The organism is Yersinia massiliensis CCUG 53443 (assembly GCF_000312485.1).
Classification (GTDB): Bacteria; Pseudomonadota; Gammaproteobacteria; order Enterobacterales; family Enterobacteriaceae; genus Yersinia; species Yersinia massiliensis.
Window position 1 is genome coordinate 422,040 of the sequence record NZ_HE997643.1, and the last position, 15,444, is coordinate 437,483.

Sequence of the window (15,444 nt, forward strand, 5' to 3'; positions counted from 1 at the left end):
TCATGTATGCTCATCGGGATGAGTTCAATTGCCGCTAACCTGCAACGCAAAGATAAAGATTATTATTGCGGGAACCATTTATCGTTAATGACCTTATAGGTACCGTCAGCTTTAACGGCATCAATCGCTTTATTCAGTTTTTCTAGCAGCACGGTATTATCTGGGCGCACAGCAATCCCCAAACCAGTGCCAAAGTATTGTGGATCAGTCACATGCTCGCCAACTGAGGCCAAATTAGGATTGGTTTTCAGCCACTCATTCACCACCGCAGTATCACCAAACACCCCATCAATACGGCCATTCTTCAGGTCAATAATGGCATTCTGATAGCTGTCATAAGCCACAGTTTGGATTTCAGGATGCTTATCCTGCAAATATTTCTGATGCGTAGTGCCGTTCTCCATCCCGATCTTCTTCCCTTTCAGATCAGCAAACGCGCTAAATTTGCCTTTGGGGGCGATCACGATAGCGGAGTTAGCATAGTAAGGCTGGGTGAATGCCACTTGCTTGCTACGCTCTGGCGTAATGTCCATACCGGAGATAACAGCATCATAACGTTTGAATTTAAGCGCTGGGATCAGACTATCGAAAGCTTGATTGGTGAAGGTACAGTTGGCTTCCATCTGCTTACATAATGCTTTTGCCAAATCCATATCGAAGCCGACGATCTCGTTATTGGCATCCATTGATTCAAATGGCGGGTAAGTGGCTGAGGCCGCGAAACGGATGGTTTCTGCTGCGGTTGCGCTGAAAACCACGCCACTCAAGATTGTTGCCAATAGTAACTTTTTCATGCTTAAACTCCTGTCTGAATTTTTTATAACGAATTATTTATTAGTTATTGATTTTATTATGACTAGTCATTGTTCATCGCAATATATTCGGATGAATGATGTGGATTACATTGCCACCATATGAATTTATATGCAAGTAATGTGATTAAAAATTTAGTTTTTATTTTCGAAGGAAGTGAGGAGTCGGGGGCGCTGAGTTTGGAGCGGATTTAATTGTGGTTGCTATTCATTCGGTGGTGATTTTGTGTTCCTCGCCTAAGCCAAAAGGCGCTCTTGGACATTTTTGCCCAAGCGCGCCTTTTACGAAGAGAAGATTTATTCGCGCTAATTACGCCGTTCAAAGGCAAGCGCTCTGCGCTCCACTAAACGCATCAATAGCGTCAGCAACCCATTCACGCACAGATACACGATGCCAGCAGCACCAAAGACCATCACGTCATAAGTACGCCCATACATCAACTGGCTGTAACCCATGACTTCCATCAATGTGATGGTATAAGCCAATGAAGTGCTTTTGAACACCAATACCACTTCGTTGGAATAGGATGATAACGCGCGCTTAAAGGCGAATGGCAGCAGGATACGTAACGACTGAGCCTTGGACATCCCCAACGCTTCGCAGGATTGCCATTGACCCGACGGAATCGCCCGAACAGCCCCGTAGAACAATTGAGTCGTATAGGCCGCACTGTTCAATGCCAACGCAATCATGGCACATAGCCATGGTTGTGATAGCAAGCTCCATAACCATGGGTATTCACGGATAGCTGGGAATTGCCCTGGGCCATAATAAATCAAAAAGATCTGCACCAGCAGCGGGGTGCCCGTGAACAGCGTGATATAGATTTTGACCAACGAGGTCATAATCGGGGTTTTCAGTGTCAAGACGATGGTAAACAGCACCGATAACACCAAGGCCACAATTAATGAAGCAATCGTCAATGTTAGGCTGGTGTGCAGCCCTTTTAAAATCTCAGGTAAGAATTCCAACATTAGGATGGGCTCCGTTCAAAGCGGGTGGTACGGAGTTCAATCCATTTGAGGACGTATTGGCTCAACAGGGTCACGACCAGATAAATCGCCGCCGCAATCATGTACCAAGTGAAAGGTTCTTGAGTGCGGGTCGCAATGCTTTTGGTTTGCAGCATCAAGTCATTGACGCTGATCAGTGACACTAATGCCGTATCTTTCAGCAGTACCAGCCATTGGTTACCGAGACCGGGTAATGCATGACGCCACATCTGCGGCATAATCAAGCGGAAGAAAATAGCGGCCTGACTCAAACCCAGTGCTTGCCCAGACTCCCATTGCCCAATGGGGACGGCTTTCAGTGCACCGCGCAAGGTTTGCGACGCATAAGCTGAATAGAGCAGGGCGAGGGCGATGACACCGCACAGGAACGGGCTAACCTCAAAATCATCAATGCTGAGCTTAATCGGCAACTCAAACAGATAAAGATTTAGGGTAAAGCCATCCGACAGCATCATCAGCAATTGTGAAGAGCCGAAATAGATAAACAGGACCACCAGAATCTCAGGCAGCCCGCGTAAAATGGTGACCCAGCCCGTCGTCAGATAACTGACCACTTTAATACGTGATGATTCACAGACGGCAAACAACATCGCCAGAACCAGACCGAGGGCCAATGCACAAACGGCAAGGCCGACGGTCATACCGGCGGCGCTTGCTAAAGGTTGAAATTCATTCATGGGTGTTTAAATTACTGCTGGAACCATTTTTTATAAATGGTCTGATAGGTGCCATCTGCTTTAATTTTCGCCAGTGCAGCATCTAACTTACCCTGTAACTCGGTATTGTTCTGACGAACGGCGATACCTAAGCCTGTGCCGAAGTAGTCAGCATCAGTCACTTTATCCCCGACAGCAGCCAATTGGTCATTCTGCTTCAGCCATTCATTAACCACCGCAGTGTCACCAAATACCGCGTCCAGACGGCCATTTTTCAGATCAAGAATCGCATTCTGATAGCTGTCATAAGGTACGGCAGTGATTTCAGGGTGTTTTTCCATCAGGTATTTTTGATGAGTGGAGCCGTTTTGCATCCCAACACGTTTCCCTTTCAGGGCCGCTAAATCAGCAACTTTACCTTTCTCAGCGATAAATAACGCAGAGTTATCGTAGTAAGGCTGAGTAAATGCCACTTGTTTTAAGCGCTCAGGGGTGATGTCCATGCCTGAGATAACCGCATCAAAACGTTTAAATTTGAGGCTTGGAATCAAGCTGTCAAAGGCCTGATTGGTAAAGGTACAGTCTGCCTGCATCTCTTTACACAGTGCATTAGCCAGATCGATATCGAAGCCCTGCATTTTATTATTAGCGTCGATAAATTCGAATGGCGGGTAAGTGGCTTCAGCAGCGAAACGGATGGTTTCAGCAGCAGAGGCAGAAAGACTGATACTGGCAAGGACTGCAGCAATTATTAATTTTTTCATCGCAAATTCCCAAATAGATATCAATGTGACAGATAGCTGGCAAAAGCTTCGGTTGTTGGTTGTGTAAAGTGGCTGGCATCGCCTTGTTCCACCACATGACCGTTTTCCATGTAAACCACGCGGCTGGCTGTTTTGCGGGCCACTTCAACTTCATGCGTGACGATGACCTGGGTAATACCGGTCCCAGCTAATTCACGAATGATGCTAACGATTTGCGCCGTAATTTCTGGGTCGAGCGCCGCAGTCGGTTCATCAAACAGTAGAACCTGAGGCTCCATCATCAGCGCGCGAGCAATCGCGACACGCTGTTGCTGACCACCAGAAAGGTGCAGCGGGTAGCGATCCACAAAATCAGTCAAACGCAGGCGCGTCAGTAATTTCTGTGCTCGCGCCATGGCTTCATCTTTTGATAGGCCCAGCACACGGCAAGGCGCTTCAATCAGATTTTGTACCACGGAAAGGTGTGGCCAGAGATTATATTGTTGGAAAACCATGCCGACATTTTGACGCAAGTCGCGAATCGCTTTTGCACCCGGAGCTTGGGTAAAGTCGAAGTGGTTACCGGCTATCTGTAATGTGCCGGAACGAGGCATTTCCAACAGATTAAGCACACGTAGAAGTGAGCTTTTACCGGCACCGCTTGGCCCTAGTAAGACTAAGGTTTCGCCTGCCGGACAGTCTAATGTAATGTCGAACAGCGCCTGATGTACGCCGTAGTAACAGTTAATTCCGCTAAGTTGAATACTCATGCGCCAAATCTGAATAGCCAATGATGCGGTGAATGGTAACTTCCGCGGCATACTTATGCAATCTTTGTGCGTTAAAATTTATTAATAACCAGCGCTAACGTTAAAAACCAGCATAACATTTGGATTTGATTGCGCTGAAAGGGAATTTGTCGTGCGATGAATAAATCTGACAGAGTATCCGCAGTGGTGATTAAAAAATAGGCGAAATGGAAATTTACTTTTAAATCAATGCATACCGATTTATGGAAGAAAACCGGTACACATTTATGGCAAGAATAATCTGGCAGTTATTTTAATTTAATCAGATTGAATGTTGTGAAGATGACATCGACGTCAGCAGCTTGTAGGTGATGTTGACGTATTGTATTGGTAAAGACGTTTTTGTCGGAGAAGGCCGCTTTGTCACAGGTTTTGAGTTCTTCGGCTATTTGCTTGAGCGTTTTACTACTCAACTCACCAATTTGTGTTCGCACTGTCTCGAGTGGTTTTGGCTGCCAATCAGATTCTGGCTGTGATAGCCAGTCGGCGCGATAGCGGTATTGAATGGCTTTTGCTGCATTGATTTGCGCCACCATAAAAGGTTTGATGGAGACAGGGTCAAGACCAAGTGACGCCGCTTCAGCCAGTGCTTTATCGAGTACTTTTTCTTCTTGGGCAACATCTTCTACGGGCAAATGATTTTGCGCTTTATAGCCGGCGACATCTTTCATATAGCTTAAGCGTGCATTAATAAGTTGGGCGGTTTGCCCACACTGAGGTGCCGCTTGTGCTGTGATGGCGATAAAAAATCCGCTGACGGCGATAAGCCTGATAGCTGAGTGAATAGAGGACATGGCAACTTCTTCCTTGTTGAAGTTAATGATGAGTAGGGCGAATAGACATCGCCCTGATAAGGCAGCCAGAAAAATCCTGTGTGACTAGTGATCACCTAATAGTTGGCGCAAGCTGCTGGCGGGCGCAGTCACACCCATAAAGCGAATATCATCAACAACCCAGCACGTCCCTTCGCGGATCATCAACACTTCATCTTGCCACGCCACGGTTTGACCTCCGGCCGTTTGATGCGTCAAATTCACCCGCAGTGGGATATTTCTGGCATCGGTATTGGGGATCGTTGAAGCACTGGCGACATCGGCATGAGTGCTACCTTCACGCATACTGGTAAAGATATCACCGTTGATAGCTTGAGTTTTATTCACTTGAGTCGTGCTACGAGTGCCAGCCTGTTTTCTGGCGGTTTGGATCGTGTCGTAGAGCCCTTGGCTGAGATAAGGGCGGAATTGGGCCGAGAGATTATCATCCGGTAGGCCACTGCGATTGCCAATTTGCTGAACCCGCAGATCATAGAATTGTTGTGCGACCTGATCTGGCCCACCCTCAATACAAGGTGTTGTACGGCTACTCACATCCTTAAACGCCGGATCGACGGTGTTGGTACAGGCGCTAAGTATAATGACGAGAGGGAGAATCAGAGCGATATTTTTCTTTTTCATATGATGACCTTAGGTGAAAGAATCTGTTATGAAAGTGATTGTAGTATAGACCTATTTTCTTGACAGTTTCACGCTTGCAGGAGATTGTCTCATTCAGCCAAGCTATGCCTAGCATGTTTTTATAAATGAACAGCTTTATTGCCCACTTAATTTGCCATGCTGTTTTATCCAGCGGGCGGTGCGAATAATGCCTTCGTCGAGCGACACTATCGGGCGATAGCCCAATTCTTGCTCGGCTCGGCGGGTATCTAGCGTCATATCAAAGTTGAGTTTAGCGGCAGCATAGTGAGTCAATACCGGCTCTTTTTCGGCTTTATTCCCCAGTTTTTCCATCGTTCTGGCCATGATATCCATCATCGGATAAGGCACGGAACGAATACGGCACGGCATCGACAGCTCTTCTAACAGATGTTGCACGATAGTGCGTAACGGGCGGGGCTGCTGATTGGTAATGTTATAAGCGCGGCCCGACTGTGTATTTTGGCTTTGAGTCGCCAACCACATAGCATGCACCGCGTTTTCCAGATAAGTCATGTCCACCAATGCATTACCGCCCCGAGGCAGTAGCAGAGTGCCATAATATTTGATCATCTGTAGCAGGCGCGGCAGCATCACTTTATCGTGAGGGCCGAATAAGCCTTGCGGGCGCAGGATCGTAAAATGGGTTTGCGGGTTGGACAGCGCCAATTGTTCAATGACTTCTTCACCGGCTGCTTTGCTGCGGGCGAATTCATTGGCGTAACGCGCGGGGCGGAAATCTTCCTGAATATTACGATGATGATGAAAATCGAAATAAATCGCTGGCGAGGAGATATGAATAAAATTCTCCACACCATAGGCGGCGGCCCATTCACCTAGGCGGCGAGTGGCACGCACATTGGCCAACTCAAACGCTTCTTCCGTCCCCCACGGCGAGGTAAAGCCGGAGCAATGCCACAGGGTGTCGACATTAGCCAACATGGCTTTTGCCTGCGAGGAAACCAGATTCGTCAGATCCGCATGAATAAATTCAGCGCCCATTTTGGTTAGTAATGTTCCCATCGCGGGGTTGTTACCGGCAGCGATGACTTTGATACCCTGACGACGGAGATATTCAACGGCATTTCGGCCTAACCCACAGGTTGCACCGGTGACCAATACCTTCATAGCGAATTCGGTTCCCACCAAAAATCAGAATGCTAGCGTATAGAATTATTCGCTCAGCAAATAAGATGCCATTCTTCCGTGAAATGATGCGCTATGCAATATGACTTTGGAGAAGAATATGACAAAAGGGCCAAAAGGCCGACAAATAACCGCTATTTATCGGCCTTTTGGTTCATTACGCTGATTTGTCAGAATTTGATTCGCTTTGCCCTAATATCTCAGGCTGATGCTCGCGATCATACTGTTCCGCCAGTGCGGCAATGCGTTTTGCCATCCCACGGAAAATAAACAGATGTGCCGGCATCATGACAAACCAATAAAGCAAACCGCTAAAACCTGCCGGATGCCACCATGCTCGTACATCAAAACAGCGGTTTCCACCCATATCCTTGATAGTAAAGGTTAGCCGGCCTAAACCGGGTGCTTTCATGCCGAACATCATCGCTAATTGGCGCAGTGGTTTGACGGTAATCACTTTCCAGCCATCAACCAGATCACCCAACTCCAGCGTGTCACGGTCAGGGCGGCCATACACCACGCCACCACCGGCAATATCGTCCATCCAAGCACGGATTTTCCAGAGTGGGTTGCCATAGAAATAGCCTTCTTTTCCACCGATTTGCTGCACCACATGCCAAAGTGCTTCACTCGAGGCCGTGGTGTAAAGCTGGCAACCCGCTTGCTTCGGATAGAATCCGTAACCGGGTCGCCAACGGGCGCGAGCCTCGGGGTCATAGCCCCAATCAGCGGAATCCACCACTTCATCCTCACGACGCAACGTCTCTTTGACTGCATCGTCAAAACGAATTAACTGTTGGGGGATCAGCGCTTGCAACGCTTCACCATCAGCGGGTAAATCGTGGTTCAAACCCTCGATTAATGCGCTGGCAATGGGCGTTGGTACTGAGGTGATCATGCTGATGAAATACACTGAGATAAATCGGGTTGGCAATGGGATCGGAATCAACCAACGCCGCTTACCACTGATGGCAATAAAGCGTTCGAACAGCGTTTGATAGCTGATATATTCCGGCCCTGCGACATCAAAAATACGGTTTTCTTGCGCCGGATGATGGAGCATTTCTGTGAGATAAACCAACAGGTTTTCCAGTGCAACGGGGGAAGATTTCGAACGTACCCAGCGTGGTGGCGTCAGGATGGGCAGGTTATAAACCATGTCGCGCATCACTTCAAAAGCGGCAGAGCCGGGGCCGACAATGATACTGGCGCGCAGCTCCGTGACGGGAAGACCACTTTGACGCAACAAATCACCGGTCAGTTTACGGGCAATCAGGTGGGATGAACTGTTATTTCCTGGTTGCAATGCGCCGAGATAAATAACTTGTTTCACCGTTGATGATGGCGCTTGCAGTGCGGCCTTCATATTGTTGGCTGCAATACGCTCCTGCTCAATCAAATCTTGCCCGTCGCCCATACCATGGACCAGATAATAGACGACATCAATATCCTGTAACGCAGCATTAAGAGTGGTAGGTTGGTAAAGATCGACAAAACGGCATTGGACACCCGGCCACTGCTGCTCGTTTAGCCACTCGATACGACGAGCGGCAGCAGTCACATGATGGCCTTGTTGGCTGAGTTTAGGGATCAGATGCTGGCCAATATAGCCACTCGCGCCAAGCACTAATATCCGTTGCGGGGTCATGAGCGTTGCTCGACCAAAAATTCACGCCACAATGTCACGACTTTTTCCAGAGCTTGGCGGCTGACATTGATGTGAGTAATCATTCGGGTGATTGGCCCAGTACTGATTAATACGCCACGTTCACGCATCCAAGGGCCAAGTTTGGCCGCAGACTCGGCAGATTGCTTGATATACAGCACGTTAGTTTGCGCGCCGGGAGCCACAATATCGACATCCAATGAGCGTAACTGCTGTTCGAGCCAAGCGGCATTGTCGTGATCCTCTTTTAATCGTGCGACATTGTGCTCCAGTGCGTATAGCCCTGCCGCGGCGAGAATGCCTGCTTGACGCATGCCACCGCCGGTCATTTTACGCCAGCGGCGCGCGCGTTGGATGTATTCAGCACTGCCACATAGTAACGATCCCACCGGCGTCCCCAGCCCTTTAGAGAGGCAAATCGTCAGCGTATCGCAATATTGACTGATTTCGCTCAAAGGCACATTCAGTGCGACGGCGGCATTAAAAATACGTGCGCCATCAATATGCAACGCCAGTTTCTTTTCCCGAGTCAGTGCCCATGCTTGCTGTAAATAATCCAGTGGCAACACTTTACCGCTATGAGTATTTTCCAAACTGAGTAATCGAGTTTGGGCAAAATGAATATCGTCAGGTTTGATCGCGGCTAAGACTTTATCCAGCGGTAGGGTGCCGTCATCGTTAGCATCAATCGGCTGTGGTTGAATACTGCCGAGTACCGCGGCACCACCTGCTTCATACAAGTAGTTATGCGCTTTTTGACCAACGATATACTCTTCACCTCGTTGGCAGTGAGTCAATAATGCCACCAAATTCGCTTGCGTACCGGTTGGCAAAAACAGGGCGGCTTCTTTGCCTGATAAGCTCGCGGCTTTGGCTTCCAATGCATTGACCGTCGGGTCATCGCCATACACATCATCACCCACTTCAGCATTAGCCATGGCATTGCGCATCGCGGCGTTAGGTTGCGTTACTGTGTCACTGCGTAAATCGATCAGCATAATTTTCTCACGGTCAGAATAAGGGCGCATGCTTCATCATAGCCAGATTGATAAAACAAGAAAGGCGTGGCGGGTTTTATTTATCGATATTGTGAATATTGCTTATCAGATTAATTGAAAATGAATCAAATTGTGATTATTAACTGATTTATTAGGATATTTCTCGAGTGGCGTAGACCAAGCACGACGCGGTATTAATTTTCTCAAGGCATTTCCCTTGGTTATCGGTAAATAAGCGCTTTTCTAATTCACGCGCATCAGCTCTATCCAGTAACGTCAAACCATATTGTTCGAGGAATGTGTCTAGCCCTTTCTCTGCGATGCCAAATGTCCATGCTTCACCAAGGCTGCGAACGCCTTCAACACTCTCTTTTACGCCATATTCATTCGTAATGAGGGGGGGCTCCACGGATTGATTATCATTTATTAACAGATGGTCATAAACAAAATCGAAAATAATCTGGCTACCATCGCTGCTGTAGTCACTGATGGCAGTAAAAAGCGATTTCACCTGCGGGTGGGTCAGATACATCAGCAAGCCTTCCAGCAAAAATAGGCACTTTTCACCGGGCTGTAATGGGAGGGCTGCTAGTGTGTCAGCCAAATTTTGCTGATTAAAATCAATGGGAATAAACGTCAGGTTAGACGGCGGTGTAATGTGGGCTTTGGCGAGTTTCTCTATTTTGTTCTGTTGCATCGTGGGGTGGTCAATTTCAAAGATGCGGCTATGTTGCAGTGAATGATGAAAACGAATCGCCCTCGAATCATAACCGGCCCCCAGAATAAAGATTTTACTGAAGCGCCCAGCCGTTTTTTGAAAAATCTGATCGATATATAAAGTGCGAGCGACAATGTAGGGATAAATACCAACAGGGGTAGCGAGATTAACGACATCATCCCCTAACAGAAACGTTTTCTGAATCATCGAAAAGAACGAGTGAAAGGTCTGACTCAGAATGACCGCGACGTAATCATCACATTTCAATTGCGGCCTTTTTTCACCGTATGACTTTGCTCGGAGCAAACAGGTCAATTCAGCGGTTGCTGACACTCCTGACTTCGCTTTTTTTAGCATAGAAATACCACCATCAATAAAATGAGCGTGCTGATCATAAAGTTAATGTGATGACAGTTGATCTATAAAAGACTCTACGCCTCTATAAGCGATTTAATAGCGCGATAAACAGAAAGTGTCGCTTACGGCACATTATCCGCTTACGCCACATGATCAATGAGAAGGGTTCAGACTTGAATGACTCAGCAGAGTGGAATGTGACGAAAGCGGCTAAGTCACCGCTTTCGTCATGGTTAATAGTCGATGGTTAATGGTGGGGCGCTAAAGGCTGATGACTCAGCCTAGATAGCGAATAATAGCCTGAGTGTCACCATAAAAGTGTTAGCGCAGCCAATTGGTTTTTGCCAGCTCGACGACTTCATCACCACGGCCATTGATAATGGCCCTGAGCATATATAGGCTGAAACCTTTGGCCTGATCGAATTTAATTTGTGGTGGCATCGATAGTTCCTGCTTGGCGGTGACCACATCCACCAACACTGGCCCCTGATGAGCAAAGGCACTCTCCAATGCGGCATCCAGTTCTGAAGCTTTTTCGACTCGGATCCCCTTAATCCCAGCAGCATTGGCAATCGCGGCAAAGTCAGGATTATGCAAGTCAGTGCCATCCGTCAGATAGCCACCGGCTTTCATCTCCATCGCCACAAACCCCAACACACTGTTATTAAATACTACGATTTTCACCGGCAATTTTAGCTGCGCCAGTGTGAGGAAATCCCCCATTAACATGGTGAAACCGCCGTCACCGCACAAAGCAACCACTTGTCGGTCAGGCGCGGTAGCTTGCGCACCAATGGCTTGCGGCATGGCGTTGGCCATCGAACCGTGGTTGAAAGAACCCAGTAAGCGCCGCTTGCCGTTCATTTCAAGATAGCGGGCTGCCCACACCGTTGGCGTACCCACATCGCAGGTGAAAATAGCATCATCCGTAGCATGGCGGCTGATTTGTTGCGCCAGATATTGTGGGTGGATCGGTTGGTTGTCATTCGCGGTCGCCAGCCCATCCAGATCTTTGCGGGTGGTGCGATAGTGCTCCAGCGCTTTTTCTAAAAATTTGTTATCACTTTTAGCGTCTAGCTGTGGTAACAGCGCGCTGAGTGTCGTTTTGATATCACCGACCAGCGCCATGTTCACTGGGCAGTGAGCCCCTATGCTGCCGGGGTTGATATCAATCTGGATGATATTCGCTTTGCTGGGGTAAAAGGCGCGGTAGGGGAATTGGGTGCCAAGTAAAACCAGCGTATCGGCATTCATCATGGCGTGATAACCGGAGGAGAACCCAATCAAACCGGTCATTCCCACACTGTAAGGGTTGTCCCACTCAATATGTTCTTTGCCCCGTAGCGCATGAACCACAGGGGCTTGCAGCATTTCAGCCAGTTTCACCACTTCATCATGTGCATCGGCACATCCGCTACCACACATCAGCGTGATATTTTTTGCCTTATTCAGTGTTTGCGCCAAAATGTTCAACTCGCTCATCAGCGGCTGAACCAGCGGTAGTTTCGGTGTTTGCCACAGGATAGCCGCCTCTTCGGGGGCAGGTTGTAACGCAACATCACCCGGTAACACGATCACCGAAACGCCACGGTTAAGAATCGCTTTGCGCATGGCGATTTCGAGCACACGTGGTAACTGTTCCGGATTGGACACTAATTCGCAGTAGTGACTGCATTCGCGGAACAACTCTTGCGGGTGGGTTTCCTGAAAATAACCGCTGCCAATTTCACTTGAGGGAATATGTGCGGCAATGGCTAATACCGGTACATGGTTGCGATGACAATCAAATAAGCCATTGATCAGATGCAGGTTACCGGGGCCACAGGAGCCTGCACAAACGGCCAGTTGTCCTGTCAGTTGTGCCTCAGCACCGGCGGCGAAAGCGGCGACTTCCTCATGACGAGTGCCGAGCCATTCAATGGTGCCCATTCGGTGCAGGCTATCACTTAGCCCGTTGAGTGAGTCTCCGGTTACACCCCAAATTCGCTTCACGCCAGCGTGTTCCAACGTTTTAGCGACCAGTGTTGCCACAGTTTGCTTCATCTTTGTACCCTCAATGATTAATGGCGAGTCATTATTCTATGAGGTCAAAGTATGGCGCGTTTAACCATTTTTGCTCTATTAAGGTGAGCAATTGCCCCATGGATAATATGGATGGGTATGCATGGGGCGGTAAATTCCGTGACGGCATTAGTCAGACACTTATGCTAACTGAACGTCACCTTGTAGCTGGCAACTGCACGCCAGAACATAGCCTTGGGCGATCTCTTCGGGCGTGAGTGTCATGGTGCTGGTGGTAGTGTATTCGCCATGCAGAATACGTGTTTTGCAAGAACCGCAAACACCGGCGCGGCAGGCGGCCATGACGGGGACTTTATGCTGTTCCAATGCAAACAGCAGTGAAGTGCCGACCGGAACTTTCATGCTTCTCAGTGGGTGGCTGATGGTCATCGTCAATTCATTGCTAGTGTCTATATCGCTATCCGCAGTGCGGAACTGCTCTTTCTGGAAATGATCCGCAGGAACGGATTGCTCACGGCAATATTGCTCGACCCAATCCATATAGGGGGCTGGGCCACAGGTCATCACTCGGCGCTGGGTAATATCGGGCGCAACATGCTGCATCACATCAGTGGTGATTCTTCCGGCGATAAAACCGTCTGTCGCTGCTTGCTCAGCCATCAAAGTGAGTTGCAGTTGCTTCGGATAACGCTGCAATAACTGTTGCCACTCATCGGCAAAAATCACATCAGCCGGTGAGCGTACATTAAAAATCACCCGAATATCAGCGTGTTTACGCTGAGCCAATAAGTCACGGCACATTGACATCACGGGTGTGACGCCACAACCCGCAGCCAACATCAGGTAGTGGTCATCATCAGCATGGGCACAGGTAAATTCACCCTGAGCATCGGAAAGCCACAGATAATCGCCTTCACTAACCTGTTGGGTTAACCAGTTGGAACCTTCACCCTGTGCTAAGCAGCGTACTGTCAGTTGGATAAAGGGGCTTAATCCGGGCGTGGAGGACAATGTATATGCACGTAACGTTTCATCACTGTTGCGGATACTGACCAAAGCATATTGCCCCGGTAAGTAAGCGTAAAAGTCATGATTAATCAGCCGCAGGCTCCAGACGTCGGGGGTTTCTTGCACGATGGAGTGGACTTGCATACGGTTAGGACAAAGGGAGGTGGGGCAATCAGCTGGGATAAAATCGGTCATCGGGGCCTCACAACAAATCAGGTCATTTTCGGGCTAGAAGTAGGAATCATGCCCGACCAATGGCGCTAAACCGCACTGGCCGGGCAAGGTGGTATTGCTCGATGAACTTACGTCACATTGACCTCACGCTAAGCTATCGAAAAATAGAGGCTTAGCTGCCCAGAATCTCGTTCATATCTTGTTCAACGGTGGTAATAGGGCGCATACCAAATTTCTCATACAGGATCCCCATCAGGTTATCTGTCAGGAAGCCAGGCGCGGTCGGGCCGGTATAAATGTTTTTGACGCCTAATGACAGCAGCGTCAGGAGGATGACAATGGCTTTTTGTTCAAACCATGACAGCACCAAGCTGAGTGGCAAGTCATTGACGGTGCAGCCTAACTTTTCTGATAACTTCACTGCCAGCATAATGGCAGAGTAGGCATCGTTACATTGGCCGACATCCAGCAGGCGTGGTAAGCCTTCCAGTGTGCCGAAATCCAGTTTGTTAAAGCGGTATTTGCCGCAGGCCAGTGTCATGATGATGCAATCTTGCGGCACACTGCGGGCAAAATCAGTGAAATAGCTGCGTTCGGTGCGGCTACCATCACAGCCTCCCACCAAGAAGACATGGCGTAATTTTTTCGTGGCGACCAAATCAATCACGGTATCAGCAGCATTTAGCAGGGTTTGACGACCAAAACCGACGGTGATCAGATGCTCCAGTTCATCGTACGGGAAGCCGGCCAGACTTAATGCTTGATCAATTACCTGCTTGAAGTCATCGCCTTCCAGATGGTTCACACCCGGCCAACCAACAATGCTACGGGTCCAAATGCGATCACCATAATTGCCCACATTCGGGTCAATGATGCAGTTGGATGTCATCAGGATCGGGCCAGGGAATTTGGCAAATTCGGTTTGCTGATTCTGCCAGCCACTGCCGTAGTTCCCCACCAGATGCGGATAGCGTTTTAACTCAGGATAGCCATGGGCTGGCAGCATTTCACCGTGGGTATAAATGTTAACGCCAGTCCCTTCGGTTTGTTCCAACAGCATTTGTAAGTCTTTGAGATCATGACCTGATATCAAGATAGCTTTACCGGCGACAGGGCGCACGTTAACGGCCGTTGGTTGTGGATCGCCATAAGCTTGGGTTTCACCGGCGTCTAATATGGCCATCACGTTGAAGTTCATTTTGCCAATGCCCATCGCGTTATTGAGCAATGTATCAACGTCACGGGGTTGCGTGCCTAACCAAGCCATATAAGCATGATATTCAGCATAAATCTGCTCATCGTACTGGCCCAATACATGGGCGTGTTCCATGTAGGCTGCCGCACCTTTGAGGCCGTACAAACACAGCATCCGCAGGCCGTGAAGGTCATCGCCGATTTCTGCTTTGTCGCTGTTCAAGGCAAATTGCTGTGATTGCTGTTGCAGGGCAGAGATGTCATCTGACAGCAGTTGCAGTTCAGCTAAGGGGTGATCAACAGTAATCGTGCTGTCGAGCAGACGGCAACGAATGGCCAGTGATTGACGGAGTAAAATCGCTTCTTTGGCGTAACCGATGATTCTGTCTGAATCGAAATTCACATTGGTTAGGGTTGAGAAGAAGGCTCTGGGTGCAAAGCTGTCAATCTCGTGATCAACGATACCCAATTCACGCGCAGTCAATGCCCATGCCGAAAGTCCTTGTAGCACGGCAACCAATAAATCTTGTAAATCAGAGGTTTCTGCCGTTTTGCCGCACATCCCCTGCGCGTAAGAGCAGCCATTGCCCGCAGGTGTCCGGATGGTTTGTTCACATTGCACACAGAACATAATTATTTTTCCTTTTAAAAGTGC

Annotated in this window: 14 protein-coding genes; all 14 read right to left on the reverse strand. The window is 48.6% G+C overall.

Features of this window, described 5'->3' with window-relative positions:
• Positions 1-62 precede the first annotated feature (62 nt).
• The 14 genes from artJ (BN68_RS01945) to hcp all read right to left on the reverse strand — a co-directional run bounded on the left by artJ (BN68_RS01945) (position 63) and on the right by hcp (position 15,420).
• Positions 63-794 (reverse strand): arginine ABC transporter substrate-binding protein, encoded by a 732-nt coding sequence (gene artJ, locus BN68_RS01945; protein ID WP_019209466.1) that lies wholly within the window; start codon positions 792-794, stop codon positions 63-65.
• Between the two features lie 324 nt (positions 795-1,118).
• On the reverse strand, positions 1,119-1,787 hold the full coding sequence (gene artM / locus BN68_RS01950; RefSeq protein WP_019209467.1) for an arginine ABC transporter permease ArtM: 669 nt from the start codon (positions 1,785-1,787) through the stop codon (positions 1,119-1,121).
• A complete protein-coding gene (artQ, locus tag BN68_RS01955; protein WP_019209468.1) occupies positions 1,787-2,503 on the reverse strand; it encodes an arginine ABC transporter permease ArtQ in 717 nt (238 codons plus the stop codon). Before artQ ends, artM begins: the two co-directional genes overlap by 1 nt.
• A gap of 11 nt (positions 2,504-2,514) precedes the next feature.
• Positions 2,515-3,246, reverse strand: coding sequence for an arginine ABC transporter substrate-binding protein (gene artJ, locus BN68_RS01960; RefSeq protein ID WP_019209469.1), 732 nt, complete (start codon positions 3,244-3,246; stop codon positions 2,515-2,517).
• Positions 3,247-3,266: 20 nt separating this feature from the next.
• Positions 3,267-3,995, reverse strand: a complete 729-nt coding sequence (gene artP, locus BN68_RS01965) for an arginine ABC transporter ATP-binding protein ArtP (RefSeq protein ID WP_049605719.1) — start codon at positions 3,993-3,995, stop codon at positions 3,267-3,269.
• A 287-nt stretch (positions 3,996-4,282) separates the two neighbouring features.
• Positions 4,283-4,828, reverse strand: coding sequence for a chorismate mutase (locus BN68_RS01970; protein WP_019209471.1), 546 nt, complete (start codon positions 4,826-4,828; stop codon positions 4,283-4,285).
• A gap of 84 nt (positions 4,829-4,912) precedes the next feature.
• On the reverse strand, positions 4,913-5,488 hold the full coding sequence (locus BN68_RS01975; protein WP_019209472.1) for a lipoprotein: 576 nt from the start codon (positions 5,486-5,488) through the stop codon (positions 4,913-4,915).
• Positions 5,489-5,623: 135 nt separating this feature from the next.
• Positions 5,624-6,634 carry an NAD-dependent epimerase/dehydratase family protein gene (locus BN68_RS01980; RefSeq protein ID WP_019209473.1) on the reverse strand — a complete coding sequence of 337 codons (1,011 nt, stop codon included), beginning with the start codon at positions 6,632-6,634 and terminating at the stop codon, positions 5,624-5,626.
• Between the two features lie 175 nt (positions 6,635-6,809).
• Complete coding sequence (locus BN68_RS01985) at positions 6,810-8,300, reverse strand: DUF2867 domain-containing protein (protein ID WP_019209474.1); 1,491 nt, start codon at positions 8,298-8,300, stop codon at positions 6,810-6,812.
• Positions 8,297-9,316, reverse strand: a complete 1,020-nt coding sequence (ltaE, locus tag BN68_RS01990) for a low-specificity L-threonine aldolase (protein WP_042806485.1) — start codon at positions 9,314-9,316, stop codon at positions 8,297-8,299. Before ltaE ends, BN68_RS01985 begins: the two co-directional genes overlap by 4 nt.
• 151 nt (positions 9,317-9,467) lie before the next feature.
• Positions 9,468-10,391 carry a class I SAM-dependent methyltransferase gene (locus tag BN68_RS01995; RefSeq protein ID WP_019209476.1) on the reverse strand — a complete coding sequence of 308 codons (924 nt, stop codon included), beginning with the start codon at positions 10,389-10,391 and terminating at the stop codon, positions 9,468-9,470.
• A gap of 321 nt (positions 10,392-10,712) precedes the next feature.
• Positions 10,713-12,434 carry a ubiquinone-dependent pyruvate dehydrogenase gene (gene poxB / locus BN68_RS02000; protein ID WP_019209477.1) on the reverse strand — a complete coding sequence of 574 codons (1,722 nt, stop codon included), beginning with the start codon at positions 12,432-12,434 and terminating at the stop codon, positions 10,713-10,715.
• 159 nt (positions 12,435-12,593) lie between these two features.
• Entirely contained in the window at positions 12,594-13,616 is a 1,023-nt protein-coding gene (gene hcr / locus BN68_RS02005; RefSeq protein WP_042806363.1) for an NADH oxidoreductase, read from the reverse strand.
• Positions 13,617-13,767: 151 nt separating this feature from the next.
• Positions 13,768-15,420, reverse strand: coding sequence for a hydroxylamine reductase (gene hcp, locus BN68_RS02010; protein WP_019209478.1), 1,653 nt, complete (start codon positions 15,418-15,420; stop codon positions 13,768-13,770).
• Positions 15,421-15,444 lie beyond the last annotated feature (24 nt).